The sequence below is a fragment of the Bowmanella yangjiangensis genome, assembly GCF_018531185.1.
Classification (GTDB): Bacteria; Pseudomonadota; Gammaproteobacteria; order Enterobacterales; family Alteromonadaceae; genus Bowmanella; species Bowmanella yangjiangensis.
In genome coordinates this window covers 763182-789129 of record NZ_JAHDJU010000003.1, presented here as the reverse complement: position 1 = coordinate 789129, position 25948 = coordinate 763182, and the positions used below count along the sequence as shown (strand labels likewise).

The 25948-nt window shown below is 49.8% G+C and carries 24 protein-coding genes and 1 pseudogene; 20 read left to right on the top strand and 5 right to left on the bottom strand.

What is annotated here, in order from left to right; genetic code table 11:
- Positions 1-358: 358 nt before the first annotated feature.
- Entirely contained in the window at positions 359-661 is a 303-nt protein-coding gene (locus tag KJY73_RS19255) for a DUF3301 domain-containing protein (RefSeq protein ID WP_206595367.1), read from the bottom strand.
- Complete coding sequence (locus KJY73_RS19250) at positions 658-1677, bottom strand: DUF3549 family protein (protein ID WP_214345253.1); 1020 nt, start codon at positions 1675-1677, stop codon at positions 658-660. The genes KJY73_RS19255 and KJY73_RS19250 overlap by 4 nt, the downstream gene beginning before the upstream one ends.
- A 95-nt stretch (positions 1678-1772) precedes the next feature.
- On the opposite strand from KJY73_RS19250, the pseudogene KJY73_RS22075 reads away from it, so the two are divergent.
- The 3 genes and pseudogenes from KJY73_RS22075 to KJY73_RS19240 form a co-directional block, all read left to right on the top strand.
- Positions 1773-2075, top strand: a pseudogene (locus tag KJY73_RS22075) (YqcC family protein); the annotation flags it as partial.
- A gap of 21 nt (positions 2076-2096) precedes the next feature.
- On the top strand, positions 2097-2828 hold the full coding sequence (gene truC / locus KJY73_RS22025; protein WP_408611403.1) for a tRNA pseudouridine(65) synthase TruC: 732 nt from the start codon (positions 2097-2099) through the stop codon (positions 2826-2828).
- Positions 2829-2838: 10 nt separating this feature from the next.
- A complete protein-coding gene (locus KJY73_RS19240; protein ID WP_206595370.1) occupies positions 2839-3276 on the top strand; it encodes a flavodoxin domain-containing protein in 438 nt (145 codons plus the stop codon).
- A gap of 81 nt (positions 3277-3357) precedes the next feature.
- On the opposite strand, the gene dapD is transcribed toward KJY73_RS19240, so the two are convergent.
- From dapD to map, 3 genes are read right to left on the bottom strand one after another with little or no spacing between them, the layout of a single operon-like run.
- Positions 3358-4182, bottom strand: coding sequence for a 2,3,4,5-tetrahydropyridine-2,6-dicarboxylate N-succinyltransferase (dapD, locus tag KJY73_RS19235; RefSeq protein WP_206595371.1), 825 nt, complete (start codon positions 4180-4182; stop codon positions 3358-3360).
- Positions 4170-6818 carry a [protein-PII] uridylyltransferase gene (glnD, locus tag KJY73_RS19230; RefSeq protein WP_214345251.1) on the bottom strand — a complete coding sequence of 883 codons (2649 nt, stop codon included), beginning with the start codon at positions 6816-6818 and terminating at the stop codon, positions 4170-4172. The genes dapD and glnD overlap by 13 nt, the downstream gene beginning before the upstream one ends.
- Before the next feature lie 14 nt (positions 6819-6832).
- The gene (map, locus tag KJY73_RS19225; protein WP_214345250.1) at positions 6833-7618 is read right to left on the bottom strand and encodes a type I methionyl aminopeptidase; all 786 of its coding nucleotides are present in this window, start codon (positions 7616-7618) and stop codon (positions 6833-6835) included.
- 288 nt (positions 7619-7906) lie between these two features.
- Between map and rpsB the strand changes: the two genes are divergently transcribed.
- The 17 genes from rpsB to dnaE all read left to right on the top strand — a co-directional run bounded on the left by rpsB (position 7907) and on the right by dnaE (position 25888).
- Complete coding sequence (gene rpsB / locus KJY73_RS19220) at positions 7907-8635, top strand: 30S ribosomal protein S2 (RefSeq protein ID WP_206595374.1); 729 nt, start codon at positions 7907-7909, stop codon at positions 8633-8635.
- A gap of 113 nt (positions 8636-8748) precedes the next feature.
- The gene (gene tsf, locus KJY73_RS19215) at positions 8749-9621 is read left to right on the top strand and encodes a translation elongation factor Ts (protein ID WP_214345249.1); all 873 of its coding nucleotides are present in this window, start codon (positions 8749-8751) and stop codon (positions 9619-9621) included.
- Between the two features lie 9 nt (positions 9622-9630).
- A complete protein-coding gene (locus KJY73_RS22070) occupies positions 9631-9813 on the top strand; it encodes a hypothetical protein (protein ID WP_408611399.1) in 183 nt (60 codons plus the stop codon).
- Positions 9810-10550, top strand: a complete 741-nt coding sequence (pyrH, locus tag KJY73_RS19210; RefSeq protein ID WP_206595376.1) for a UMP kinase — start codon at positions 9810-9812, stop codon at positions 10548-10550. The genes KJY73_RS22070 and pyrH overlap by 4 nt, the downstream gene beginning before the upstream one ends.
- Before the next feature lie 23 nt (positions 10551-10573).
- Positions 10574-11131: a ribosome recycling factor gene (frr, locus tag KJY73_RS19205; protein ID WP_206595377.1), complete on the top strand. Its 558-nt coding sequence runs from the start codon at positions 10574-10576 to the stop codon at positions 11129-11131.
- Between the two features lie 34 nt (positions 11132-11165).
- Positions 11166-11891: a polyprenyl diphosphate synthase gene (gene uppS, locus KJY73_RS19200; RefSeq protein ID WP_206595378.1), complete on the top strand. Its 726-nt coding sequence runs from the start codon at positions 11166-11168 to the stop codon at positions 11889-11891.
- A 19-nt stretch (positions 11892-11910) separates the two neighbouring features.
- Complete coding sequence (locus KJY73_RS19195; RefSeq protein ID WP_206595379.1) at positions 11911-12774, top strand: phosphatidate cytidylyltransferase; 864 nt, start codon at positions 11911-11913, stop codon at positions 12772-12774.
- Positions 12774-13958, top strand: coding sequence for a 1-deoxy-D-xylulose-5-phosphate reductoisomerase (gene ispC, locus KJY73_RS19190; protein WP_214345248.1), 1185 nt, complete (start codon positions 12774-12776; stop codon positions 13956-13958). The genes KJY73_RS19195 and ispC overlap by 1 nt, the downstream gene beginning before the upstream one ends.
- Entirely contained in the window at positions 13958-15310 is a 1353-nt protein-coding gene (gene rseP, locus KJY73_RS19185) for a sigma E protease regulator RseP (RefSeq protein WP_214345247.1), read from the top strand. The genes ispC and rseP overlap by 1 nt, the downstream gene beginning before the upstream one ends.
- Positions 15311-15363: 53 nt before the next feature.
- A complete protein-coding gene (gene bamA / locus KJY73_RS19180; protein WP_214345246.1) occupies positions 15364-17826 on the top strand; it encodes an outer membrane protein assembly factor BamA in 2463 nt (820 codons plus the stop codon).
- A gap of 50 nt (positions 17827-17876) precedes the next feature.
- The gene (locus tag KJY73_RS19175) at positions 17877-18395 is read left to right on the top strand and encodes an OmpH family outer membrane protein (protein ID WP_214345245.1); all 519 of its coding nucleotides are present in this window, start codon (positions 17877-17879) and stop codon (positions 18393-18395) included.
- A gap of 11 nt (positions 18396-18406) precedes the next feature.
- Complete coding sequence (gene lpxD / locus KJY73_RS19170; protein WP_214345244.1) at positions 18407-19432, top strand: UDP-3-O-(3-hydroxymyristoyl)glucosamine N-acyltransferase; 1026 nt, start codon at positions 18407-18409, stop codon at positions 19430-19432.
- Positions 19433-19454: 22 nt separating this feature from the next.
- A complete protein-coding gene (fabZ, locus tag KJY73_RS19165; protein ID WP_188696786.1) occupies positions 19455-19901 on the top strand; it encodes a 3-hydroxyacyl-ACP dehydratase FabZ in 447 nt (148 codons plus the stop codon).
- A 3-nt stretch (positions 19902-19904) separates the two neighbouring features.
- Positions 19905-20675, top strand: a complete 771-nt coding sequence (gene lpxA, locus KJY73_RS19160; protein ID WP_206595386.1) for an acyl-ACP--UDP-N-acetylglucosamine O-acyltransferase — start codon at positions 19905-19907, stop codon at positions 20673-20675.
- Positions 20676-20693: 18 nt separating this feature from the next.
- On the top strand, positions 20694-21845 hold the full coding sequence (gene lpxB / locus KJY73_RS19155; protein ID WP_214345243.1) for a lipid-A-disaccharide synthase: 1152 nt from the start codon (positions 20694-20696) through the stop codon (positions 21843-21845).
- Positions 21835-22428 carry a ribonuclease HII gene (gene rnhB, locus KJY73_RS19150; protein WP_214345242.1) on the top strand — a complete coding sequence of 198 codons (594 nt, stop codon included), beginning with the start codon at positions 21835-21837 and terminating at the stop codon, positions 22426-22428. Before lpxB ends, rnhB begins: the two co-directional genes overlap by 11 nt.
- Complete coding sequence (dnaE, locus tag KJY73_RS19145; protein ID WP_214345241.1) at positions 22421-25888, top strand: DNA polymerase III subunit alpha; 3468 nt, start codon at positions 22421-22423, stop codon at positions 25886-25888. The genes rnhB and dnaE overlap by 8 nt, the downstream gene beginning before the upstream one ends.
- Positions 25889-25948: the final 60 nt, after the last annotated feature.

Here is a 25948-nt window from a genome sequence, read left to right as displayed (position 1 = left end):
AGGAAACACGATGGGTCAAGGAAGGAAGACGGACAACTTTCAGGATGAAAGTAAAGGACTGGCTTCAGGAAGAAGTGAAACGGATGCGCTTTAAGGATGAAGCATAAGGAACGCATCAAGATGATGCAAAAGGACAACTCCAGGATGGAGAATCGCGCCACAAGGGAGGCATTGTTGAAGGACTAAGGAGCGGGATCCACTCAGGATGAGTGTCTTACTCAGGGAGAGTAAGGGCAAATGGACTGGATTCCAGAAGGAGCTGGAACATGGATGGAAGTGGCAATGGTATGCCGTAAAGGGAATTAGTTATTGGTAGGGGCGTGGTCTTTTGACCACGCCTTTATTCTTTTTAATGCCGCTAAACTCGATAAGGCGGCAGGTTGGTCTCAGTAACTTGCATTCCTTGCATCACTAAACTTCCTTGGTAAGCATCTTCACCATTACCAGAAAATTCAAAATTAAATTCACAATACCAATCCAGTTTGCCCCGGTATGGCCGGATACGGGTTTTGTACCTCGATAATGACAATAACTGTAAGCCTTGCTTGTTGCAGTAATTATCCATATAGCGGTAAGCCTGTTCCGTCATAGCTCGAATGCGCCAGAACTGCCAACCCAGCGCAATAATTACCAGGATGAGGGTTAATTCTCCTAGGCTCATGCTTGCGTCTCGCTAAACAGTCGCCCTATGGCCTGGGTTAATGCATCACTTTTATCTGGGCTACGCAGCAAACTCAGCATGTCCGCTCTGAGTTCAGGCAATCTGACTAAATCGGCAAAAACCGGGGCAAACAGAGAGGGAGTTTGCATTGCCAAACGGTCCATAAAGGTGCCCAGCAAATCCTTGTGCATCAGTCTTTGCCAGTGACGCCCGGAGATGATGATCATTAGATTCGTATCGATTTCTGTTGGGGCCCTGAGTAACGCTGCTAATCTTTCGGTGACTAAGCCCTCTGCCTGACTCTGACTTAACGCCCGTAAACAAGCAATTTGCCAGGCTGGCTGTTGTCTATGGGTATCCATTTGCTGCAGCACAAACTCGCTAAGATTGACATCAATTTTGTGGTTTTCCAGTGAGTTCAACAAACTAAGCTGTACCGCTTCGTTTAACTGCTCAAATCGGCTTAAAAAAAGTGACCTTAGCTCATCCTCACCAAGTTTGACGACAATATCCGCCAGCCCCTGTAGGGGGATGTCCTGCCAGTTAAAATCTTCAGGCTTTTTTAGGTAAGCCAGGGCAACTTTCTGATACTCGGTTTCAGGTAGCTTAAGGGCATGTCTCACCAGGCTGTTAAAGTCAGCCATTTGTTGTGCACCTGGAACAAAACCATAGGGATGTTCGGGCAGTTCATCCGGTGATTTGTTGTCCATCTGCCGCCCCAGTGCTTCCAGCACTATACCCAAAAAATGGTTACGGGCCGCGCTAACCAGCATACCTTGTTCGTCCAACGGTAGCTTTAAAAACCAGATGTAATGTTGGCCGGAAAGCTGCTTGTTCCAAAACAGTACGGCCATCCAGGCAAAGCCTAAACGTGGGTATGGATGGGACTGTTTGTTGTTTTCGATATCCAGAAACTGCTGTGTACTGAGTTTGCGGATACCCCGGCCTAAATCATAGACCCGGTACTGACAGCCGGATTGCAGCAGGAATTCGCTAAGTGTGCTGATGCTGGTCATGTTACTCTTGCACGTCAGGTTGTCGGTGCCTAATGCTTGTGGCCCGACATTATTAAGATGAAATTGGCCGGCAAGTATAACCCGATAGAAATAGCATGTCAGACTTTGTAAAACGCAAGTTAAGTAACAAATTGCTAGGCAAACTTATTACTGCCTTGCAGCAAACCAATATGTGGCGTGCTGAGCCGCCGTCGACACAAGCACTGGCCAGCCAGGCTCCTTTCTGTGTCGATACCATGGCATTTGAGCAGTGGCTGCAGTTCGTTTTCCTACCCAGAATGACGACACTTATTGGTCAGGAGGTGCCATTGCCTCAGACCATGAGTTTGATGCCCATGGCTGAGCAAAGTTGGGGAGCTCGAGCTGAACTTGTCCCGTTGCTTGATGTATTAAAGGCCTTTGATGATTTGTATGCACCTATGCCAGTGTTACCTGTTCTTTATCAGGACGAGCACTTAGTTGCTGTGCACAAACCGGCAGGATTATTGGTTCATCGCAGTTTAATCGATAAATATGAAACCCGATTTGCCATGCAAGCGGTGCGTGATCAACTGGGAAAGACCGTATACACCATACATAGATTGGATAAGCCGACCTCAGGAGTTTTGTTATTCGCCCTCAGCCAGGATGTGGCGCGCAAAATGACCGAGCAATTTACCTTAGGGAAAGTGACGAAAACCTACCGGGCGATTGTACGGGGATTTACCCCGGCCGAAGGGCTGATCGATTATCCGCTGAAGGAAAAACTAGACAAGATTGCTGACAAACAAGCACGTATGGATAAACCTGCGCAGCCAGCTGTCACTGCCTATCGGACTTTGGCGCAATATGAGCTGCCTTATCCGGTAAGGCCATATAAGACGGCTCGCTATTCAGTGCTCGAATTGTACCCACAGACCGGCAGAAAGCATCAAATTCGCCGTCATATGGCTCACATCCGCCACCCTATTGTTGGTGATGTTAATCACGGTGATGGTAAGCACAATGCCTTGCTGCGAGAGCAGTTTGATTTTAAAGGCTTGGGGTTGTGTGCCTGGCGGGTTGACCTTATTCATCCGGTAAGTGAAAAAACCTTGAGCATTGAGGTTGAGACAGAGCCCCGCTTCGATGCACTATGGGAACAATGGCATTCTTATCAAATTAAAGGCTAGTTGAGGCGTTATGGCAGATATCAGTATTTTTTACGGCAGTGTTTACGGTAATGCACAGCAGTTGGCCGAAGATGCCAAACAGCAGTTAATTGCAGCCGGGCATAAAGCACAAGTGTTGGAAGAGCCCGGTATTGCGGACTTTCAGCAAGCCGAGCAGTTGCTGTTTATCAGTTCGACCACAGGACAAGGGGATATACCGCCTAATCTGGAAGGTTTTATTCTCGATCTGGAGTCCCGATTCCCACTGCTAAACGGTAAAGGTTTTGCCGTAGTGGGGTTGGGCGATAGTAGCTATGGCGACACATATTGTGGCGCTGGACGAAAAATTTTTGCTTTGCTTGAGGAATTAAGAGGGGAGGCGCTGGCGCCGCTATTTGAAGTGGACGCTTGTGAGACGCTGGATCCACAGGATGAGGTACTCCCCTGGCTTAAGCAGGTGTTTGGCTGAGTGTTCAAGGTATTTATACACCAGAGCCGTTAATAGAAAAGGCGGGGAGTCCCGCCTTTATGCATTAGCTTGATAAAGTAATTACTCAGCGCCGCGCAGTAGAGCGTTAATGCCCACTTTGGCACGGGTTTTGGCATCCACTTTCTTTACAATGATGGCGGCGTACAGGCTGTACTTTCCGTCGGCAGAGGGCAGATTGCCTGGCACTACCACTGAGCCTGCAGGCACGCGACCGTAGTGAATTTCACCGGTTTCACGATCATAAATTCGGGTGCTTTGGCCAATAAATACGCCCATGGAAATAACTGCGCCTTCTTCAACCACCACGCCTTCGACGATTTCAGAGCGTGCGCCAATAAAGCAGTTGTCTTCAATGATAGTGGGGTTAGCTTGCAGTGGCTCTAATACACCGCCGATACCAACACCACCGGACAGGTGTACGTTTTTACCAATTTGCGCGCAAGAGCCAACCGTAGCCCAGGTGTCTACCATGGTGCCTTCGTCCACATAGGCGCCGATATTCACATAAGATGGCATCAATACTACGTTTTTACCTATGTAGCTTCCGGTACGCACTGTGGCTGGGGGCACGACGCGAACACCTTCGGCAGCAAACTGCTCTGCACTGTAGTCTGCATATTTAAGTGGAACCTTGTCGAAGAAGCGGCTTTCCGCACCATCCATAACCTTGTTGTCATGCAAGCGGAAATACAACAGAACCGCCTTTTTCAACCATTGGTGAACCACCCACTCGCCGGCAATTTTTTCTGCCACTCGGGCTTTACCGCTGTTCAGTAAGGCCATGGCCTGGGCGACAGCGTCATGAATACTGGCGTCAGCCGTGGCAGCATTCAGTTCGTTACGTTGTTCAAAAGCTTGTTCAATTATGGATTTCAGTTCTGACATGTTTCACCGTGGTTTTGTTGATCTAATGTTTCGATCAGTTGTTTTTTAAGAGAAAGCTGTTCTTCCTGACTCAATGCCTGGCCTTGGGCATTGGTCAGAATAAAAAGATCTTCAGCGCGTTCGCCGATAGTGGTTATCTTGGCCATATGCAGTGACAGGCCGAAGGCCACAAACTGCTGACTGACTTTGGCCAACAGGCCCGGAGCATCAAGGGCTTCCAGCTCCAGCAAGGTCATGTTGGCCTGGTTAGTAAAAAAGCGCATTTTTGTCGGTACGCTTAATTGCTTCATGCGCCTTGGCATCTTGCGATTATTGATATGCTGGTGGCCAGGTTTGGCCAATTGGGTCTGAATAGCATTCTTGAGGCTTTGACGGCGTGAAGCCGAGTCAATCCGGCCACCATCCTGCTCAAGGATAATAAAACTATCCAGCACATAACCATCCTGGGTACCCATAATTTGAGCATCGTGAATCGAGCAGTTTCGGCTATCCAATACGGAGGCTACTTGTGCGAATAAACTGGCCCGATCACGCCCATACAAGATCAGTTCGGTCCCGGCTTTGGAGGTATCATCTGATAACGCCACCAATACCTGCTGTTCGTCCAGCTCTTCATGTCCCAAAATCACACTGGTGTGCCAAACCAGTTGACTGGCTTTAAAGCGCACAAAGTAATCCCAGTCGAGGCGACGCCAGAGACGGGTGACCTGCTCCAGATCGTGACCCTGCTCGCGTAATAAGGTGAGGGCTTCCTGCTTATGCTCATTGACCAGCGATTGCAGATCTATCTGGCATTCCAGGCCATTTTCCAATGCCTTGCGAGTCATCTGATAGAGTTCGCGTAACAGCGACGATTTCCAGTCGTTCCAGAGGTTATCGTTGGTGGCCCGAATGTCAGCCAGTGTAAGGGCATAAAGGTGGTTTAAATATGCCTTGTTGCGCACTTTACCGGCGAAATCGTGGATAACCTCGGGATCGTAAATATCCCGGCGCTGTGCGGTAACAGACATAAGTAAATGCTGCTCTACCAACCATACGGCCAGCTCAGTATCCTTGCTCGACAACTCATGTTGTTGACAGAATTCCTGGAGATCTGCCGCGCCCAGCTTGGAGTGGTCGCCGTTTCGCCCTTTGCCGATATCGTGGAAAAGAGCAGCAATATAGAGCAACTCTGGTTTATCCAGGTTCTGCATTATACGGTGGCAACGGGGGAAACTCTTGGCACCTTGAGGCTGTGAGTAGCTGTAGATATTTTTGATCAGTCTGTGAGTATGCTCATCCACGGTATAGGCGTGGAAAAGATCAAACTGCATCATGCCGACAATCTGATTCCACTGTGGCAGGTAGGCTTGCATAATGCCGTGCTTGTGGGCCAAGTCCCAGGCCAGACCGAAAAAGTCAGGGTGGCGAACCAACTGCATAAAGATCTGCCGACATCCTTCATGCTCACAAAAATAATGTTCACGGAAGCGCCGTCTGGCATTGCGTAGCAACCGCAAGGTAGCCGAGTGCAACCCTTGTGCCTGTGGCGTATCGGCAACCAACAACAAAAAGCCCAGCAGCTTTTCCGGGCTGTCAAAAACTGCTTCATGGCGAGCTTGCAACAATCCATCCGCCAAGGCAAAGTCTTGGTTTATCACCTGATGGTTACGCACTTTGAGAGCAAGGATATCGTGGCGGAAATGCTGTAACAGCATTTCGTTCAGTTCACTGATGCGCCGCACTGTACGAAAAAAGGCTTTCATCATGGTTTCTACGGAGGCTTTTCCTTCGTCCCCGTAACCAAGGCGCTTGGCAACTTGTGGCTGGTAGTCAAATAGCAGGCGATTTTCACTGCGCCCAGCCACCAAATGCAGACTGTAGCGTATGCGCCACAAGTGATTACGACATTCTATGAGCTCTTCAAATTCACGGGCAGTAAAATACCCGTGTTCTACTAACTCGCGACCTTTGAGCACCTTAAAATGCTTTTTGGCGACCCAACCTATGCTTTGGATATCTCTCAGGCAACCCGGATTTTCTTTAACGTTAGGCTCTAGATTATAAGAGGTGCCGTTAAACTTGGCGTGACGCTGTACCTGCTCTTCATATTTGGCCAGGAAGAAGTCCTGGCTACTCCAAAATTCCCGACTCTGTACTTTCTTTTGTAATTGTTCAAAGGTTGACAGGCTGCCACTGAGTAGCCTGGCTTCGACCAGGTTGGTGGCAATGGTTATGTCCTGATTGGCGAGTTTTATGGTGTCTTTTACTGTGCGTACAGACTGGCCAACATCCAGACCGATATCCCAAAGTAGGGTGATAAAGCGTCCCAGCTTTTCTTTAATCTCATCATTGGGCGTTTTGACGCTAAGCAGCAGTAAATCCACATCAGAGTAAGGCTGCAGTTGGCCTCTGCCATATCCGCCAACAGCAACAAGAGACAAGTCACTGTAGGTATCCAGTTGCAGTAACTGCCATGCCTGGCGCAGCAGTGCATCAACAAATACCGCGCGCCCGGTGACCAGATGGTCAACATCCACCTGCGACGACTCGCTGTTCAGCCAGCGGTAGCTGCTTTCAACGCAGGCTTTGAAAGCGCCCACGTTGTTCACATCGTCTAACTGATTAATGTCGCCAAGCAGATTTTGCAGCGCCAAGACAAACCCCTTGATTAGTGATTGATAATACGAGCCAGCGTATCGTCATTGCGCAGTGTCAGAATCTCGCAGCCTGTTGCTGTTACTAAGATGGTATGTTCCCACTGGGCACTCAGGCTGCGGTCTTTGGTCACGACAGTCCAGCCGTCTTTAAGCAGCTTAGACTGGCGTTTACCGGCATTAATCATAGGTTCGATGGTCAGGCACATACCTTCCTGCAGAATTTCACCTGTGCCCGGGCGCCCATAATGCAGCACCTGCGGCTCTTCATGGAAATCGGCACCTATGCCGTGGCCGCAATATTCGCGTACCACTGAGTAGCCGTGCTGCTCGGCGTGAACCTGGATAACATGGCCGATATCGCCTAAATGCACCCCGGGGCGCACTAATTCGATACCTTTATACATACATTCCTGGGTTACACGGATTAAGCGTTCCGCCAGAATTGAAGGCTGGCCGACAACAAACATCTTTGACGTGTCACCGTGATAGCCGTCTTTGATAACCGTGACATCGATATTGATAATGTCACCGTCTTTCAGGGCTTTGTCAGAGGGGATGCCATGACAAATGACATGGTTGACCGACGTACAGATGGACTTGGGAAAACCGTGATAATTAAGAGGTGCCGGAATGGCCTGCTGCTGATTGACGATATAGTCATGACAAATGGCGTTAAGCTCATCTGTGGTTACACCCTTCTTTACATAAGGGCCGATCATTTCCAGAACCTCAGCAGCCAATTGGCCGGCGGTTCTCATTTTGGCGATTTCTTCAGGGGTTTTGATTATGGCTGTCAAAAGGATTCCAACGTCATATCAGTAATAAACAACAGGCCGCATTCTAGCGGCTAGGCTGCACACTGTATAGGTTCGATTGGCTCGGATAAAATAACCCATGGTTGTAAGTTATAGCTGCTTTATGGTATAAAGCGCGCGCATTTTGTCCGCCTCAGTTATGAGGGGGGCGATGTAAATACTAAATAACACACATGCATCGACACGGTTTTCGGGGTGTCCGGCGGGGTTTTCCCTTAAGGATCGAAGACTGGGATGCATGGAGGCCTAACCCCATTTGAGGAAAATCTAATGGCAAACGTATCTATGCGTGACATGCTGCAAGCCGGCGTGCACTTCGGTCACCAGACCCGTTACTGGAACCCGAAAATGAAACCTTTCATCTTCGGCGCACGTAACAAGGTTCATATCATCAACCTGGAAAAAACCGTTCCTTTGTTCAACAACGCATTGAGCTTCCTGTCTGGCGTTTCTGCCCGTAAAGGTAAGATCCTGTTCGTTGGTACCAAGCGCGCGGCTTCTGAAGCTGTTAAAGAAGCAGCACAGAGCTGTGACCAGTTCTATGTGAACAAACGCTGGTTGGGCGGTATGCTGACTAACTGGAAAACCGTTCGTCAATCTATCAAGCGTCTGAAAGATCTGGAACAGCAAGCTCAGGACGGTACGTTCGAGAAGCTGACCAAGAAAGAAGCGCTGATGCTGACTCGCGAGATGGAAAAGTTGGAATCCAGCCTGGGTGGTATCAAAGACATGGGCGGTTTGCCTGATGTTCTGTTTGTGATCGATGCCGACCATGAGCACATTGCCATCACTGAAGCCAGAAACCTGGGTATCCCTGTTGTATCTGTAGTAGATACCAACTCTGATCCAGACGGCGTAGACTACATCATCCCAGGTAACGACGACGCCATCCGTGCGGTTCAGTTGTACCTGAATGCTGCCGCTGCTGCTGTTAACCAGGGTCGCGAACAGAACCTGGAAACTCAGGCTGAAAGCGACGACTTCGTAGAAGCTGAATAATCGTCATTCCTTTGTCACGACAGGCTGGAACACTGGCCTGTCCAGAGGATGTCATAACACAAGGGCGTTAAGCCCTTGTGTTCCATACGAACAAATCTACTGAGGAAAACAAAATGGCAGTGACTGCAGCCCTAGTAAAAGAACTTCGTGAGCGTACCGGTGCCGGTATGCTGGATTGTAAAAAAGCGCTGGAAGAAACCGCTGGTGATATCGAGCTGGCGATTGAGAACATGCGTAAATCTGGTCAGGCTAAAGCCGCCAAGAAAGCTGGCCGTATTGCCGCTGAAGGTGTGATCCTGACTGCCGTTGAAGGCAACACCGCAGTAATGATGGAACTGAACTGCGAAACTGACTTCGTTGCCCGTGACGAAAGCTTCCTGGCTTTCGGTGCTAAAGTTGTTGCTCTGGCTCTGGCCAATAAAGTTAACGACGTAGAAGTGCTGAATGGTCTGGAAATCGACGGCGCTAAAGTTTCTGACGTACGTGATACCCTGGTTGCTAAAATCGGTGAAAATATCAACGTTCGTCGCGTAGTAACCATTGAAGGTGACAACCTGGGTGCCTACGTTCACGGTGGCCGTATCGGTGTTCTGGCTATCCTGCAAGGTGGCGAGACCGATCTGGCTAAAGACGTTGCCATGCACGTTGCCGCCAGCAACCCGCAATTTGTTAAGCCTGAGCAAGTACCTGCCGATGTGGTAGAGAAAGAAAAGGCGATTCAAATTGATATCGCTATGCAAAGCGGCAAGCCTGCTGACATCGCTGAGAAGATGGTTGCCGGCCGCATGAGCAAATTCACTGGCGAAATCAGCCTGACTGGTCAGCCTTTCGTGAAAGATCCTTCACAAACTGTTGGCCAGTTGCTGAAAGCAGCTAACGCTGACGCTATCAACTTCGTACGCTTCGAAGTGGGTGAAGGTATCGAGAAGAAGACCGAAGACTTCGCCGCAGAAGTACAGGCTCAGATGGCTGCTGCCAAGAAATAAATAGAGTCTGTGACTTTTGCCTCAAGGCATTGTCATATAAACTACGGGCACCTCAATTGGGGTGCCTTTTACTATGTGGCGGATTTTCTGAGAGAATTTGCCACTAGCCCCCAAGACTTTACTGCCGTAGCGACTAATTTTAGGGCTGGGGCGCAGGTCAACCAGATATTACAGGAAGCATCTTTTCAATGAGCATCAATCCAAAATCCGCCTATCGACGCATATTATTGAAACTCAGCGGTGAAGCCCTGATGGGCGAAGAAGGTTTTGGCATCGATCCCAAAGTGCTGGATCGCATGGCTCAGGAAATCAAGGAGCTGGTTGAATTAGGTGTACAGGTAGGCTTGGTTATCGGTGGTGGTAACCTGTTCCGTGGTGAAGGTCTGGCAAAAGCCGGTATGAATCGTGTGGTAGGTGACCATATGGGCATGCTGGCAACTGTGATGAACGGCCTGGCCATGCGAGATGCCCTGCATCGCGCCTTTGTGAACGCTCGTCTGATGTCCGCGATTCCATTGAATGGCGTGTGCGATGCCTACAACTGGGCGGAAGCCATCAGCCTGCTTAAGTCCGGCCGTGTGGTTATTTTTGCCGCCGGTACCGGTAACCCGTTCTTTACTACCGATTCCGCTGCTTGTTTACGCGGTATTGAAATTGAAGCCGACGCCGTACTTAAAGGTACTAAAGTGGATGGCGTATACGACTCGGATCCGGCTAAGAATCCGAACGCCGTTATGTATGAGCAATTAAGTTATCAGGAAGTGCTTGAGAAAGAACTCAAGGTGATGGATCTGGCCGCCTTTACCCTGGCCCGCGACCACAATTTGCCTATTCGCGTGTTCAATATGAACAAGCCTGGCTGTTTGAAGGCTGTGGTAATGGGAGAGAATGAAGGTACTTTGATCGACCACCTGGATAACATCAACTAAGCACTGCAGACAGGATTGAAAGCATGATTAATGAAATTAAAAACGACGCCAAAGAGCGCATGAGCAAATCCATTAGTGCCCTTAAAAGCCAATTCAGTAAGATTCGTACTGGCCGTGCGCATCCGAGCCTACTGGACAGTATCATGGTGTCTTATTACGGCTCCGACACGCCTCTGCGTCAGATTGCTAACGTGGTAGCCGAGGACGCTCGCACCTTATCATTAACGGTGTTTGATAAAGCCGCCACTCAGGCCGTGGAAAAAGCCATTATGCAGTCTGACCTGGGTTTGAACCCCATGAGCACAGGTACGGTTATTCGCATTCCTTTGCCGCCATTGACCGAAGAGCGTCGTAAAGACCTTATCAAAGTGGTTCGAGGTGAAGCAGAGCAGGGCCGTGTGGGTATTCGTAACGTGCGCCGTGATGCCAATGCCGGTATCAAGGACCTGGTGAAAGAAAAAGAAATCAGTGAAGACGATGGCCGTCGCGCAGAAGATGATGTGCAGAAGCTGACTGATGATTTCATTAAGCAGATAGATCAACTGCTGGTGGAAAAAGAAAAAGAACTGATGGAAATCTGATCGATTTCAGATCGCTATCGGAGCAATTTTCAGTATGTCTTCACAAAGCATTCCAAGGCACGTAGCCATTATTATGGACGGCAACGGGCGTTGGGCTAAGCAACGTGGCAAGATTCGCACCTTCGGTCATAAGGCCGGGGTGGAGTCTGTGCGCAATGCGGTGGCCTATTCGCGTAAAAAAGGGATTGAAGTTCTTACCCTGTTTGCTTTTTCCAGTGAGAACTGGAATCGTCCTGCCGACGAGGTAGGTGTGTTAATGGAGCTGTTCAAGCTTGTCTTGAAAAGCGAAGTGAAACGCCTGCATAAAAATGATGTCAGGCTGAAGGTCGTGGGTGACCTCAGCCGTTTTGACCCTAAATTGGTCGAGCGCATCCGCGAAGCCGAAGCTCTGACCGCCGAAAACCGCTCTTTGGTACTTAACATCGCCGCTAACTACGGTGGACGTTGGGACATTGTTCAGGCTGCCAAACAACTGGCAGAGAAAGTCAGCGCCGGGCAGCTTGCCTGTGACCAGATTGACGAAGCCTGTTTCGATGCGCATACCTCATTGGCAGGTTTAGCCGATTTGGATTTGTTGATCCGAACCGGAGGCGAGAGCAGAGTGAGCAATTTTCTGCTCTGGCAGTTGGCTTACGCTGAACTCTACTTTACGTCAGCCCTGTGGCCGGATTTCAATGAAGAGGAATTCGAGCTGGCTGTTGCCGATTTTTCTGCGCGCCAACGGCGCTTCGGAAAGACAGGTGAACAGATAGAGGCATGACGTTCCGAGGATCAACCCTTTGCTAAAACAACGTATAATCACCGCTTTGGTGTTGGCCCCCCTGGCGCTTGGTGCCATCCTGTTCCTGCCCTTAACCGGCTTCGAGCTTTGTATCGGCTTGATTGTTGGTTTAGGGGCCTGGGAATGGGCCAATTTAATGAGTCTTGCCAGTCGAAAAGCCAAAGGGCTGTATACGCTGCTGGTTATGGGTATCTGTGTTGCTTTGACCTGGTCTATTCCTACTGAGGAAATCTGGGTGCAGGGGCAATTGAGCCCGATTTACTTCTGGATTCTATCGGTTGCTGCAGCGTGGTGGGCGTTGGCGCTGGCGATGATTATCGCTTACCCTCGTTACACCAGCATGTGGCGCAATAGCGTACCTATTCGCGGCTTGTTTGGCCTGCTTACCTTAATTCCCACCTGGGTCGCAATCGTCACGCTGCGTACCAAACTCTACGACATTGATCCCTTCTATGGGGCATCGTTGATTTTCTACGTGTTGGGTATTGTTTGGGCTGCTGATATTGGTGCGTTTTTTGTCGGTGTTAAATTTGGCCGCCATAAGCTTCGCCCTAATGTTTCTCCAGGCAAAACCCTGGAAGGTTTGTTGGGGGGGATCGCGGCGTCTTCGGCCATCATAGGTTTTGCCGCTCTGCATTATCAGGTCAATGCCAGCATGATCTGGACGCATATCCTGATTGGCGGTTTGACAGTCGGTGTGTCAGCCCTTGGCGATTTAAATGAAAGTATGTTTAAGCGCTGTGTCGGCTGTAAGGACAGCGGCACTTTACTACCTGGCCATGGTGGCATTTTAGACCGAATTGACAGCCTGACGGCGGCTTTCCCTGTATTTGCCCTCTGCTACGTTATTTGGATGACCTGATGCAACGGCTTTGTGTGCTCGGTGCTACTGGTTCCATAGGGCAAAGTACCCTGGATGTGGTAGCACGTCATCCTGAACGCTACGAGGTGGTGGCATTAACTGGCCATCGCAATTTAACCCTGCTGGTTGAACAGGCCCAATTGCATAAACCTCGCTATTTAGTCGCGGCAGACAAGCAAGATTATTCAGCATTGGCAAAGCTCGCTGCTGACGCCGGCCTTGCCTGTGAGGTGTTAGCCGGTGAGGAAGCTTTAGCCTTTGTCAGCGGGCATGACGATATTGACGTGGTAATGGCCGCAATAGTGGGCGCGGCCGGGCTGTTACCAACCTTAGCAGCGGTTCAAGCAGGTAAACGTGTTTTACTGGCCAATAAAGAAGCCTTAGTTATGTCGGGGCGATTGTTTATGCAGGCAGTGCATGAACATCAGGCCACTTTGCTGCCCATCGACAGCGAACATAACGCGATATTTCAGTGTCTTCCTCATGATTACGTTTATGGTAGTCCGGCGTCTTCGGGCATCAGCAAGATTTTGCTCACCGGTTCAGGTGGCCCATTTTTAAACGCAGCCTTAAGCGAGTTGGATAGCGTAACGCCTGAGCAAGCCTGCAAGCATCCAAATTGGAGCATGGGACGCAAGATTTCGGTGGACTCGGCGACCATGATGAACAAGGGGTTGGAGTTTATTGAAGCGTGCTGGTTGTTTGGCTTAACGACTGAGCAGGTCCAAGTAGTTATCCATCCTCAAAGCGTTATCCATTCCATGGTGCAGTATCAGGATGGTTCTGTGCTGGCGCAGATGGGGAATCCGGATATGCGTACGCCTATTGCCCATGCTTTGGCTTACCCTGACCGTATCAATGCCGGAGTGGCAGCGCTGGATTTTGCCAGCTTGGCAGATTTCTCCTTTCAGTATCCAGACTATACGCGTTATCCTAACCTCAAGTTGGCTATTGATGCATGTCAGGCTGGGCAGTATGCCACCACCAGTTTGAATGCCGCCAATGAAGTTGCGGTAGACGCCTTCTTGCAGGGGCGTATTCGATTTACCCAAATTGCGGGCTTGAATGAACAAGTTCTGCAATCCATTAATGCCACAGAGTTAAACGATATCGACACTGTATTGAAAGTAGATAGCCAGGCCCGTGAATTAGCCAAATCTCTTGTTACCAGGTGGCAGGGGTGATGTGGTCTATCTTAAATAATCTGCTGTTTTTTGTTATTGCACTGGGCATTCTGGTCGCGGTACACGAGTGGGGGCACTTTATCGTCGCGCGTTGGTGTGGCGTTAAGGTTCAGCGTTTTTCGGTTGGATTTGGTAAGCCGTTGTGGCGTCGAGTTGACCGCCATGGCACCGAGTTTGTGTTAGCCGGTATCCCGCTGGGCGGCTATGTGAAAATGTTGGATGAAAGGGTGGAACCGGTATCGGATGCCGATTTGCCTCGCGCCTTTAATCGCCAGTCTGTTTACAAGCGCATCGCTATTATTGCTGCCGGTCCAATAACCAATTTTTTGTTCGCCATCCTTGCTCTGACATTTATGTATATGCTGGGCGTGGAAACTGTAAAACCTGTTGTCGGTGAAGTACCTAAAGAGTCCATTGCCGCGCGCGCTTATATGCAATCAGGTATGCAGATTACCCATGTAGGTGGCCGTGAGACTCCAGATTGGGAAGCGGTTAATCTGGAGTTAGTGTCACACATCGGTAAGGAACACATGACGGTGGAGGCTATCTGGCCAGATTCCGGGCAGAAATTGAGTCTGAATTTTGACCTTCGTCAGTGGCAGTTTGACCCCGACAAAGATTCTGCACTTATTAGCATGGGGCTGGTACCATACCGTCCGGCCATTACAACCGTTATTGCACAAGTCGCTGACGACTCGCCAGCAAAGGTCGCGGGATTGAAGGCCGGAGATAAAATTGTCCAGATAAAGGGAACTCCCGTGCAAAATTGGGAACAAATAGTGGACTTGATTGGTGCACATCCCAATCAGGTTTTACCTTTTGCACTGGAACGTGACGGTTACTTAACTCGTATTGATGTCCGGTTAGGTGAACGCGAAGGGCAAGATGGCTCGCAAGGCTATCTTGGCGTAGTGCCAACCATGGATGCATGGCCGGAATCCTATCGTTTCACACACCAATATGGGCCAGTCGGTGCCTTAGTCGAAGGCGCCGATAAGACCTGGCGTTGGATGGTGTTGAGTGTAGAAATGATAGGTAAACTGATTAGTGGCGATGTGTCGGTTAAAAACCTTAGTGGCCCGATTTCCATAGCCCAAGGGGCGGGGGCCAGTGCCGGATATGGACTGGTATATTTTCTGAGCTTTCTCGCGTTGATTAGTGTGAATCTCGGGATCATTAACCTTTTACCGTTGCCAGTACTTGATGGCGGACACCTACTCTATTATTTTATTGAGCTTTTAACGGGTAGGCCGGTACCGGAATCGGTTCAGGAAATAGGGTTTCGCATCGGTGGAGCATTGCTGTTGCTACTGATGACGATAGCCATCGTCAATGATATAGCTCGCTTGTAGGCTGCCTTGTAAGGCATTCAGCGAAACCCAGAAGTTTGGAAGAATAATAGTAAATGAAGTTAAAACCTCTAATTGCAGCCTTAATGCTGGCCACCGCATCACAAGCTTCCGCCAACAACGACAGTGAATTTATCGTTGAGGATATTAAGGTCGAAGGTCTGCAGCGAGTTGCGCTGGGTGCTGCACTGACCTATTTGCCGGTAAAAGTGGGCGATCGCTTAAATAGCTTCCGTGTGTCACAACTTATCCGTTCACTGTATTCCTCTACGCACTTTGAGAGCATTAAAGTACTGCGAGATGGCGGCACTTTGGTGGTTCAGGTGAAAGAGCGTCCGACCATCAGTAATATCACTTTTGAAGACAACAAAGATATTAAGGATGAGCAGTTACAGCAAAGTCTGGATGACAGTAAGGTCCGGGTAGGTGAGCCACTGGATAAGACGGTTCTTACCTCCATTGAGAATGGCTTAAAAGATTTCTATTACAGCATTGGTAAATACAATGCTGAGGTGAATGCCATTATCACGCCATTGCCACGTAATCGGGTCGATTTAAAACTGACCTTCGAAGAAGGTGATGCGGCGAAAATTCGTCAGATTAACGTGGTGGGTAACGACAAGTTCTCAGACGGCGAGCTGATGGATCAAATTGAGCTGAAATTTGATACACCTTGGTGGGACTTCCTTTCTGAAACGCGTTATCAGAAGCAAAAGCTGACCGGCGATATGGAAACCCTGCGCAGTTATTACATGGACAGGGGCTACCTGAGATACAACCTGGATTCTACTCAGGTATCTATGACGCCTGATAAATCGGGTATTTACATCACGCTGAATGTTACCGAAGGTGAACAGTACAAGGTTTCAGACGTGGAGCTGGTGGGCGATCTACTTGGCCAGGAAGACTTTGTTAAACAAATCCTGCCGCTACGTAGTGGGGAAATGTATAACCTGGCAGAAGTGACTTATACCGAAGAGTTCATCAGCAAGTACCTGGGGCGTTTTGGTTACGCTTTTCCAACCGTGACGACCATTCCAGAGATTAATGACGAGGATAAAACCGTTAAGCTGACCTTATCGGTTGATCCAGGCAAACGCATCTATGTGCGCCGTATCAACTTCCAGGGTAACGAGGTTACCGCAGATGAAGTGTTACGACGTGAAGTTCGACAGATGGAAGGGGCGTGGTTGTCTAACGTTGCCCTGGAGGCTTCTAAAGGCCATATGTCGCGCTTGACCTACGTGGAAGAAGTCGAGTTTGATACCATCAGGCTACCGGGCGAAGAGGACAAGGTGGATGTTGACTTTAAGGTCAAAGAGCAGCCATCAGGTTCATTTAACGCCGGTATCGGCTACGGTGACCGCACTAAGCTGAGTTTGCAGGCGGGCATTCAACAGGATAACTTCCTGGGTACAGGAAAACGCCTGGCACTTAATCTGAATACGGTTTCCTATCAGCGCAGCGCCACTATCTCTTATACCGATCCTTATTTCACCATCGATGGCATCAGCCTGGGCGGCACGATTTTCTATTCTGACTTTGATGCCGGCAGTGCCAACCTGGTGCAATATAAAAATAAATCCTGGGGAGTAGGGGCTAACTTTGGTTACCCGGTCAACGAATATAACCGCCTGAATTTCGGTTTTACCTACCGCTATAACGAGATCTCGCAGTTACAAACTTATGACCAGATTCGTAACTTCTATGATTTATTCTCAGATCCGGAAGATCCGGATGCGGGTATTGAGTTCAACAGCTATGAGTTCAGCGCCGGGTGGAGCCGCACAACATTGAATCGTGGGATATTCCCCACTGCCGGTTCTTCTCAGCGGGCAACCGCTAAAGTAACGGCACCGTTTTCTGATGTTGATTACTTCAAGCTGAATTTTGATACGCGTTTCTACTTCCCGCTGTCACGGGATCAACGTTGGTCAGTGTTAGCCAGATTAGAGCTGGGTTACGGTAATGGTTACGGCGACATTGACGGTAATGACCAGATTTTGCCGTTCTGGGATAACTTCCGTGCCGGTGGTAGTGACTCGTTGCGAGGCTTTGAGAGTAACACTGTTGGTCCACGCGCTATTTATCGTCGTCCAACCACAGTGACTGCACCGGATGGCACTTTAATTCCACTTGGACCGGATCAAGACAGCATAGTTGTCTCTGAGCGCTCTATCGGTGGTAATGCGCTGGCCTTGGCAGGCCTTGAGTTGATAGTCCCAACACCTTTTGTTGACGAAGAGTTTAATAACTCTGTGCGTACCAGCCTGTTTGTTGATGCGGGTAATGTGTGGGACACTGAGTTCCGACTATCTGATTACAATGGTCTTCGCGATAGCCAGCGAGCCAAGATTGCTGATTTTGAAGACCCAGGCCGTTTCCGTGCCTCTGCCGGTGTGTCTGTGCAGTGGCTGTCACCTATGGGTCCTATGATCTTTAGTTTCTCGCGGATTCTGCGTGAAGAAGATGGCGATGAAAGCCGTTTCTTCTCGTTCAATATTGGCCAGACATTCTAATAACAGCGCCGAAAGAGCGCATATAATGACGATTTAAAGGAGAACTTATTTTGAAATCCCTTAACAAAAGTGCACTGACCGCTGCAATTTTAGCGACTTCCATGATGAGTACTGCTGCTATGGCGGCTCAGAAGGTGGGGTTTGTCAATGTTCAGGGCGTATTCCAATCTCTTCCCCAAGCCGCCCAGATCCAAGAATCTATCCGTACTGAGTTTAAAGATCAGTTCGAGGAAGTGGCGCGTTTGGAAAAAGACATCAAGTATTATCTTGAGAAGCAGCAGCGCGACGCGGCAACCATGAGCGACAAAGAAAAGAAAGAGCTGGAAACTAAGTTGATCAGTCTGCGTGACGATTATCAAGCCAAAGTTCAGCCTTTGCAGCAAAACGCTCAGCGCCGTCAGATGGAAGAGCGTAACAAGATCCTGGGTCTGATTAAGCAATCCATCGACAGCATTGCTGCCAAAGAAAAATACGATCTGGTACTTAATGCTGAAGCAGTGCTCTATACTGCAGATGAGAAGAACGACCTGTCTCAACAGGTTATTGATCAGGTCAGCAAAATTAAGTAACGGACCATTGCATGAAGCCAGTTAGCTTGCGCGAGCTCGCGCAGCATTTAGGCGCCAAGCTGGTTGGGGATGGGGAGCTGATGATTCAGTCAGTGTCTACCCTTTCCCGGGCCGGCAAAGGTCAGATTTCCTTTTTATCTAACAGCAAGTATCGTAGCCAGCTTGCTGACACGTCGGCATCAGCCGTCATCCTAGGTGAAGACGACTTACCACATTGCCCATGTGCCGCTTTGGTATTGGATAACCCCTATGTCGGCTTTGCGCTGGTTGCCCAACTGATGGACACAACCCCGGCCGCTGCAGATAGTATTTCCCCTAACGCCGTTATCGCTGACGATGCCGTGTTAGGCGAAGGGGTGGTGATAGGTGCCAATGCCGTCATTGAAGCTGGTGTAGTGCTTGGTGATAAGGTGCAGATCGGCGCGGGTTGTGTGATTGGGCGTAACAGCCGGATTGGCGCACGTACCAAGCTGTGGGCCAATGTCACTCTTTATCATGACGTTGAAATTGGTGAAGATTGCTTGTTGCAATCAGGCGCAGTAATAGGTGCTGATGGATTTGGTTATGCTAATGATCGTGGCCGCTGGATAAAAATCCCGCAGCTCGGTCGTGTGATTCTTGGCAATCGTGTTGAAATCGGTGCCAGTACCACGGTAGACCGCGGTGCATTGGAAGATACTATCTTGCACGATGGGGTCATTATCGATAACCAGTGCCAGATCGCCCATAATGTCGTTATTGGTGAGAACACCGCGATGGCAGGATGCAGCGTTATTGGTGGCAGTACCCGAATTGGGCGTAACTGCACGATCGGTGGCCTGAGTGCGATTACCGGCCATGTGGAAATAGCCGATAATGTACATTTTACCGGTATGAGCATGGTCACAAAGGGCGTTACCGAGCCTGGGCTGTATTCATCTGGTTTACCGTCACAAAGCAGCAAGGAATGGCGCAAGGCGGTGGCGAACGTGCGTAACCTGGACAAACTTGGTCAACGTGTCAAAGTTTTAGAAAAGAAGTGTGCTGAGCGGGACTGACCCGCGCATTGGAGACAAGCTGTTGGCTAACGAACTGAATCTGATTGATATCGAAGAAATTATGGAGCTGCTGCCCCATCGCTATCCGTTTTTACTGATAGATAGGGTGACAGACTATACCTTAGGCGAGTCAATTCGTGCCTATAAGAACATTACCTTTAATGAACCTTGCTTTACCGGCCATTTCCCTGGTAAGCCTATTTTCCCTGGTGTGTTAATTCTCGAAGCAATGGCACAGGCTGCCGGCGTGCTGGGCTTTAAGACTGTTGGGAATTCTGATGAATTGTATTTGTACGCTGGTATCGACAACGCCCGCTTTAAGCGTCCTGTGGTGCCAGGGGACCGCCTAGACTTTGATGTAAAGTTGGTTAAGGAAAAGCGCGGCATTTGGAAATTTGCCGGTGTAGCCAGTGTGGATGGTGTGGAGGCCTGTAGTGCCGAGTTTATGTGTGCAATGAGGAAGATGTAACAGGTGATTCACCAGACTGCCATTGTCCATCCAAGCGCCAAACTGGGTAAGAATGTCCAGATAGGCCCTTATTCGGTTATTCAAGCTGATGTAGAGATCGGTGACGATACCCGCATTGAATCTCACGTCCTGATCAAAGGTCCAACCAAAATTGGTAAAGCGAATCACTTTTTCCAATTTAGCTCCATCGGTGAGGATTGTCAGGATAAGAAATATGCAGGTGAAGCTACTCGTCTGGAAATCGGTGACAACAACGTGTTTCGTGAATGCGTCACGGTACATAGAGGCACCATCCAGGACCAGGGACTGACTCGCATTGGCTCTAACAATCTGTTTATGAACTATGTGCATGTCGCTCATGACTGCATGATTGGCGACAATAATATTTTCGCCAACAATGCCAGTACTGCGGGTCATGTGCATGTTGGTGATTGGGTGATTCTGGGCGGCATGTCCGGAGTGCATCAGTTCTGCCATATCGGTTCCCACAGTTTTGTTGGGGCCGGTTCAATTATGGTCAAAGACCTGCCGCCTTACGTCATGGTTGGTGGGGTGAATGTCACGCCCCATGGCATTAACTCGGAAGGCTTACGTCGTCGCGGTTTCTCCAAAGAAGCCATTTTGCAGGTTCGCCGAGCTTATAAGGTACTGTACCGCAATGGTAATACCGTAGAGCAGGCTCTGGTAGAATTGAACGAAATGGCTAAAACAACCCCTGAGGTGCAGATACTGGCGGATTTCGTCGCTAACTCACCCAGAGGCATTGTTCGCTAACTGCCAAGCATTTATTTCATGTCTTCAACCCCTTTGCGAGTTGGTATTGTCGCCGGAGAAGCCTCCGGCGATATTCTTGGTGCCGGTCTAATTCAAGCGCTTAAGGCACGTCATCCCGATATTCAGTTTGAAGGCATTGCCGGTCCGCGCATGCAAGAGCAGGGCTGTCGGTCGCTGTTCGATATGGAAGAGCTGTCTGTTATGGGATTAGTGGAAGTGCTGTCCCGTATCCGGCGTTTATTACATATACGTAAGTCGGTCGCTGAGCACTTTATCGCCAATCCGCCGGACCTGTTTGTGGGTATAGACGCCCCGGATTTTAATCTGGGTTTAGAAACGCGTTTGAAAGCTGCCGGTATTCGAACTGTCCAGTATGTCAGCCCGACTATCTGGGCCTGGCGCGAAAAAAGAGTGTTTAAGGTAGCCAAGGCCACCAATCTGGTACTGAGCCTGCTGCCTTTTGAAAAGGCGTTTTATGACAAGCATCAGGTGCCTTGCACATTTGTTGGCCATACCCTCGCCGATGCGGTACCCCTTGAGCCTGATACGCAAGCTGCACGAGCACGATTGGGTGTAGAGCAGGGCGATAAGGTATTGGCGCTATTACCCGGCAGTCGTAGCGGCGAAGTTAATTTGCTACTGGCACCATTTGTGCAAACTGCGGCGCGTTTGCAACAGTCTTTGCCAGGTTTGATGGTGTTACTTCCTGCCGCCAATGCCAGACGACGTGAGCAGATTGAACGCTATTTGGCGCAAACCGACAGTCAGGTGGATATTCAGATTGTCGATGGCCAATCCCGCGATGTGATGACAGCGGCCGATGCCATTTTATTGGCCTCTGGCACCGCCACATTGGAAGCCATGCTGTGCAAAAAACCGATGTTGGTAGCGTATAAATTCAATTGGCTGACATATCAGATTGCCAAGCGGATGGTAAAGGCCAAATTCTTTTCACTGCCCAATTTGCTCGCCGGAGAAGCTCTGGTACCGGAATTGTTGCAGGATGAGGTGGAACCCGGCAGGATGGCAGATATTCTCGAACCGATGCTGAAAGATGGCGCCCCCGCCTTACAGGCGAAATTTACCGCCATTCACCAACAGCTTAAGTTAAATGCCGATGAACGTGCGGCTGATGCCATCATGAGTTTGATTGAGTCCCATGGAAAATAGATTAATTGCCGGGGTCGATGAAGTCGGCCGTGGCCCACTGGTGGGTGACGTAGTTACCGCCGCGGTAATATTAGATCCCGCTCGTCCCATTGCCGGGTTGGCTGATTCCAAAGCCATTTCAGAAAAAAAACGTTTGCGTCTAGTGGACGAAATCCGTGAGAAGGCACTGTGCTGGTGTATCGGCAGGGCAACCCCGGCTGAAATTGATCAGTTGAATATCTTGCATGCCACTATGCTGGCTATGACCCGTGCTGTAGAGGGGTTGGAAATCCAGCCTGAGCATGTGATGGTGGATGGTAACCGCTGCCCACCCTGGCGTTATTCCAGTGAAGCCGTGGTAAAAGGTGATGGGCTGATAGCGGCTATTTCCGCTGCGTCTATTCTGGCGAAGGTGACCCGTGATACCGAAATGCAGGAACTGGATGCCGCTTATCCCGATTATGGATTCGCCAAACACAAAGGTTATCCCACCGCCCTGCATTTAGAAAAGTTAGCTGAGCTTGGGCCTACGCCGCTGCACCGTATTAGTTTCAAACCGGTACAACTGGCGCTCGCTAGTCGGCAGGGAGTCTTGCATGGCTGATCCGCAATTTGTGCATCTGCGCGTACATAGTGATTTTTCTATGCGCGATGGCCTGAATAAGGTCAAACCTATTTTAGGGAAAGTCAAAGCCCTGAATATGCCAGCAGTGGCCATTACCGATCAGATGAATTTCTGCGGTCTGGTGCGCTTTTACAGTGAAGCCCATGCGCAAGGCATAAAGCCGATTGTGGGAGCCGATATTTGGGTTAAAAGCGACGAGCTTGAAGATCAGCTGTTTCGCCTGACCCTGCTGGCCAGCAATAATGCTGGATACCAGAATATCACTTTGCTGATTTCCCGAGCCTATCAGCGCGGCTTTCATCCGGATCGACCGGTTGTCGATAAAAGCTGGTTGGTGGAGCACCGCGAAGGGGTGCTGATCTTATCCGGAGGACGGGAAGGGGATCTGGGGATCGCGCTGACCAAGGGTAATCAGGATATGGCGCAACATATTCTGGATTTTTATCAGCAACATTTCTCTGACGCTTATTACCTTGAATTGATGCGCACAGGTCGTGCCGGTGAAGACGAATATCTGCATCGCGCCATCGATGTGGCAGAGCGCTATGGTCTGCCGGTGGTGGCCACCAACGAAGTCTGCTTTATTGAACCGCAAGCCTTCGACGCACATGAAGTGCGGGTGTGTATTCATGATGGTTTCACCCTCGAAGACAGCCGTCGCCCCAAGCGTTACAGCGAGCAGCAATACCTGCGCAGTGCTGAGGAAATGGCAGCGCTTTTTGCTGATATTCCCGAGGCATTGGAAAACACGGTAGAAATTGCTAAGCGTTGCAATGTAACCATACGTTTAGGCGAATATTTCCTACCGAATTTCCCCACCGGTGATTTAAGTATTGAAGACTTCCTGGTTAAAAAATCCGAGGAAGGTTTGGAAGAGCGTCTGGAGTTTTTGTTCCCGGACCCGCAGCTTAGAGCTGAGAAGCGCCCTGAGTATGACGAGCGCTTGGCCATTGAGCTGCAGGTCATCAACCAGATGGGTTTCCCTGGATACTTCCTGATCGTAATGGAGTTTATCCAGTGGAGTAAGGACAACGGTATTCCCGTTGGACCAGGGCGGGGCTCAGGTGCTGGTTCATTGGTGGCTTATGCACTGAAGATCACCGACTTGGATCCGCTGGAGTTTGACCTGCTTTTCGAACGTTTTCTTAACCCTGAGCGGGTGTCCATGCCCGACTTTGACGTCGACTTTTGTATGGACAGGCGAGATGAAGTTATTGACCACGTTGCTGAGTTGTATGGCCGTGAAGCGGTATCTCAGATTATCACTTTCGGTACTATGGCGGCCAAAGCCGTGGTGCGGGATGTGGGCAGGGTATTAGGGCACTCCTATGGCTTTGTGGACCGCATTTCCAAGTTGATTCCAGGCGACCCTGGCATGACCCTGGCTAAAGCCTTTGAAGTTGAGCCACGGTTGCCTGAGTTGTACGACCAGGATGAGGAAGTGCGGGATCTGATTGATATGGCCCGTACTCTCGAAGGTGTAACACGCAATGCTGGTAAACATGCCGGTGGGGTGGTGATTGCGCCAACCAAAATTACCGATTTTGCCGCGCTGTATTGTGATGATGAAGGCCGAAACCCGGTTACCCAGTTTGATAAAAACGACGTAGAAACGGCTGGACTGGTCAAATTTGACTTCTTGGGGCTTCGCACCCTGACCATTATTCAGTGGGCACTGGATATGGTCAAACAAACCAAGGGATTGGACATTGATATCACAGCCATTCCTTTGGATGACCTGCCTAGCTATAAGATGCTGCAAAACGCCGAAACTACCGCGGTGTTCCAACTTGAATCGCGCGGTATGAAGGATCTGATTAAGCGCTTAAAGCCGGATACCTTCGAAGATATTATCGCCTTGGTGGCCTTGTTCCGCCCTGGACCTTTGCAGTCAGGCATGGTGGACAACTTTATTGACCGTAAGCACGGTCGTGAAGAAATCTCTTATCCGGATGCAGAATATCAGCACGAGTGTTTGAAAGAAATTCTGGAGCCCACTTACGGCATTATCCTCTACCAAGAGCAGGTAATGCAGATTGCCCAGGTGATGGCAGGCTACAGCCTGGGCGGCGCCGACTTATTACGCCGGGCCATGGGTAAGAAAAAACCCGAGGAGATGGCCAAGCAGCGCTCCACTTTCGAAGGCGGTTCAAAAGATAACGGCATCGACGGCAACCTGGCGATGAAGATCTTTGACCTGGTGGAAAAATTTGCTGGCTACGGTTTTAACAAATCACACTCCGCCGCCTACGCTCTGGTGTCTTATCAAACACTGTGGATGAAGCGCCATCATCCCGCCGAGTTTATGGCTGCGGTGATGTCAGCGGATATGGACAACACCGACAAGATAGTGACCCTGGTGGACGAGTGCCAGCGCATGGAACTGACGGTGTTGCCACCGGATGTGAATACCGGCCTGTACAAGTTCACGGTAAATCCACAGAACCAGATTGTATATGGTATTGGTGCAGTTAAAGGTGTGGGTGAAGGTCCCATTGAGGCCATTATCGAAGCGCGTGAAGCAAATGGACCATTCAGTGATTTGTTTGACTTCTGCGCCCGGGTTGACCTGAAGAAGGTCAACAAACGCGTCTTGGAAAAGCTGGTTTATTCCGGCGCCATGGATAATCTTGGGCCGCACCGTGCATCCTTGATGGCAACCTTGCCGGAAGCCATTGCAGCTGCCGATCAACATGCCAAGGCTGAATCCTTTGGTCAGAGTGATATGTTCGGTTTACTCACCACCGAGCCTGAAGCGGTAGAGCAAGCCTTTGCCGATGTGCCCAAATGGGCGGAAAAAGTATGGCTGGAAGGTGAACGTGAAACGCTGGGGCTTTACCTGACCGGCCATCCTATCAATCAGTACCAAAAAGAGATTAAGCATTACACCAAAACCCGACTGGTGGATGTCAAGCCGACTCCGCGAGACGGCAGTGTTACCGCGGTGGGGCTGGTGATCGATATGCGGGTAATGGTGAACAAGAAAGGGCGCCGTTGGGCTATTGTTACTTTGGATGACAAGAGTGCCAGACTGGATGTGCGTTTCTTCCCGGATATGTTTGAGCAGTTTGAGGCCGTATTGGAGAAAGATCGGATCCTGGTTATCTCCGGACAGGTCAGCTTTGATGAATATTCCGGGGGCAATACAATGACGGCCCGCGATGTATTGGATATTGTCCAGGCGCGAGAAAAAAACGCCAGGGCTATTGTCCTTCAGTTGGAACAGGCATGGTGTAATGCCGACAATGTGGGCCGACTTAAGACGCTGCTCAGCCAATATCAGGGCGGAGCCTGTCCGATTCAGTTGTGCTATACCCACCCCGACGCAAGTGCCACGCTTATGGTGGGGGCGCAATGGTATGTGGTACCTCAAGATGAATTACTCTACGACTTGCGGGTAACACTGGGTGAAGAACAGGTAAGTTTGACCTTTCACTGATAGCAGCGCTTGAAAAACGACAAAAAATACCTATGAAGCTGGTCAAGGGCCGGTTTCATC

Bases quoted from the DNA above. Each gene is read 5' to 3' on its own strand.
- KJY73_RS19255 (WP_206595367.1), bottom strand. From the start codon at position 661: ATGAGCCTAGGAGAATTAACCCTCATCCTGGTAATTATTGCGCTGGGT.
- KJY73_RS19250 (WP_214345253.1), bottom strand. From the start codon at position 1,677: ATGACCAGCATCAGCACACTTAGCGAATTCCTGCTGCAATCCGGCTGT.
- truC (WP_408611403.1), top strand. From the start codon at position 2,097: ATGCCAGTGTTACCTGTTCTTTATCAGGACGAGCACTTAGTTGCTGTG.
- KJY73_RS19240 (WP_206595370.1), top strand. From the start codon at position 2,839: ATGGCAGATATCAGTATTTTTTACGGCAGTGTTTACGGTAATGCACAG.
- dapD (WP_206595371.1), bottom strand. From the start codon at position 4,182: ATGTCAGAACTGAAATCCATAATTGAACAAGCTTTTGAACAACGTAAC.
- rpsB (WP_206595374.1), top strand. From the start codon at position 7,907: ATGGCAAACGTATCTATGCGTGACATGCTGCAAGCCGGCGTGCACTTC.
- tsf (WP_214345249.1), top strand. From the start codon at position 8,749: ATGGCAGTGACTGCAGCCCTAGTAAAAGAACTTCGTGAGCGTACCGGT.
- pyrH (WP_206595376.1), top strand. From the start codon at position 9,810: ATGAGCATCAATCCAAAATCCGCCTATCGACGCATATTATTGAAACTC.
- frr (WP_206595377.1), top strand. From the start codon at position 10,574: ATGATTAATGAAATTAAAAACGACGCCAAAGAGCGCATGAGCAAATCC.
- uppS (WP_206595378.1), top strand. From the start codon at position 11,166: ATGTCTTCACAAAGCATTCCAAGGCACGTAGCCATTATTATGGACGGC.
- ispC (WP_214345248.1), top strand. From the start codon at position 12,774: ATGCAACGGCTTTGTGTGCTCGGTGCTACTGGTTCCATAGGGCAAAGT.
- rseP (WP_214345247.1), top strand. From the start codon at position 13,958: ATGTGGTCTATCTTAAATAATCTGCTGTTTTTTGTTATTGCACTGGGC.
- bamA (WP_214345246.1), top strand. From the start codon at position 15,364: ATGAAGTTAAAACCTCTAATTGCAGCCTTAATGCTGGCCACCGCATCA.
- lpxD (WP_214345244.1), top strand. From the start codon at position 18,407: ATGAAGCCAGTTAGCTTGCGCGAGCTCGCGCAGCATTTAGGCGCCAAG.
- lpxB (WP_214345243.1), top strand. From the start codon at position 20,694: ATGTCTTCAACCCCTTTGCGAGTTGGTATTGTCGCCGGAGAAGCCTCC.
- rnhB (WP_214345242.1), top strand. From the start codon at position 21,835: ATGGAAAATAGATTAATTGCCGGGGTCGATGAAGTCGGCCGTGGCCCA.
- dnaE (WP_214345241.1), top strand. From the start codon at position 22,421: ATGGCTGATCCGCAATTTGTGCATCTGCGCGTACATAGTGATTTTTCT.